Source organism: Bradyrhizobium sp. Leo170 (assembly GCF_004296405.1).
Classification (GTDB): domain Bacteria; phylum Pseudomonadota; class Alphaproteobacteria; order Rhizobiales; family Xanthobacteraceae; genus Bradyrhizobium.
The window spans coordinates 1-1,135 of record NZ_PSRR01000744.1 but is presented as its reverse complement, the minus strand read 5'-3'; the positions used below and the strand labels follow the sequence as shown (position 1 = coordinate 1,135).

The window sequence follows — 1,135 nt, the reverse complement described above, 5'->3', positions numbered from 1 at the left end:
GGATTTCCGGGGGTTTCTTTTGGACGCAGCGCTGACGGTCTTCTCGTCGCGCTCGTTGGCGACACGGCCTTCGCGATGGCGCCCGGCCGCGATGGCCGGCATTATCTCGTCACGGCCTGGCGCATCTCCCGCCCCATGGGCGAATGGACGCGCGGTGACTTCTACGGCCATTCCGGCGTGCTTGCCGATGAAGCAGCATTCCGTGCCCACGTTCTCGAAAGTGCCGAGCATCAGCGCGAGTGCAAGATGCTTGGCCGCGTCGAACTGCATTCGCACGTCCACACGCCGTGGGGCGCTTCGCAGGGTGCGACCGTCTATGCCGAAGGCGTCACGTTGCATTCCACGGCTGGCCACGGTGGCTTCAAACTCTCGGCCGAGCGAAACCGCAAGGTCCATCCCATGCTGCGCGCCAAAGGTGGCTGTTACGAGGAGGATGCCGAATGGGCGATCGTCGCGATCACCTTTCCGCATCTCTTCACCGCGTTCGAGCGCCGCTGCGCCGAACGCACGATCAAGGACTCATGGCCGGATGCCTGGGAGACCATCTTCGGCACCATGCTCGCACCGGGAGAGTCTTATGAGAAGGATCGCCGCAACTTCCAGCAGTCGCATGCCAACGACTGGATCGTCATTTCGGCGATCATATCCAGTCACAGCAAAGATTGTCGTATTCGGCCAGCGTCAGAGCGCTGATGTGGAAGGTCTCCTCATCCTGCCCGGCAGCCCAGGCTTTCACGGACGGTGCTCCCTGCGGGTTGATCAGGGCCGCGACGACATGGGTTTCAAGCAGCCAACCCCTCAAAGCTCGACATCCCGGCCGCGATCCGCCTCGCGCGTCAGATCGAGCCCTCCCAGATGCAGGCTCTCCATGAACTGGACGAAAGGCGCCCGAGGTTTTCCCGGAGCGAGGCGTTCGAATTCCTCGACGCTCATCACGACGACCGCGTCCTGGCCACGCACCGTCACCCGCTGCGGGCCGTCCTCGCGGGCGTGCCGCACTACCTCGCTGAACCGCGCCTTCGCATCTTCGAGCTTCCACCGTCCGGCATCCTTCCGGCCGCCAGACCTCTTTGCCTTCGTCAGTTCCGCGCGCTTAGCCATCGATCCGTACCTAGTCAGCTAGTGGTCTATCACA

At 63.3% G+C, this 1,135-nt stretch carries 2 protein-coding genes and 1 pseudogene; 1 reads left to right on the top strand and 2 read right to left on the bottom strand.

Annotated features, from left to right (window positions below):
- Positions 1 to 693, top strand: a 693-nt coding sequence (locus tag CWO89_RS44420; protein WP_245476873.1) for a DUF7007 domain-containing protein, incomplete at its 5' end; no start/stop codon positions are given.
- Here the strand turns inward: CWO89_RS44420 and CWO89_RS48685 are convergent.
- Both CWO89_RS48685 and CWO89_RS44410 read right to left on the bottom strand, forming a co-directional pair.
- Positions 665 to 802 (bottom strand): annotated as a pseudogene (locus CWO89_RS48685) (type II toxin-antitoxin system VapC family toxin); the annotation flags it as partial. The gene CWO89_RS44420 and the pseudogene CWO89_RS48685 overlap by 29 nt on opposite strands.
- A complete protein-coding gene (locus CWO89_RS44410; RefSeq protein WP_130584408.1) occupies positions 799 to 1,101 on the bottom strand; it encodes a type II toxin-antitoxin system Phd/YefM family antitoxin in 303 nt (100 codons plus the stop codon). The gene CWO89_RS44410 and the pseudogene CWO89_RS48685, both read right to left, overlap by 4 nt.
- Between the last annotated feature and the right edge of the window lie 34 nt (positions 1,102 to 1,135).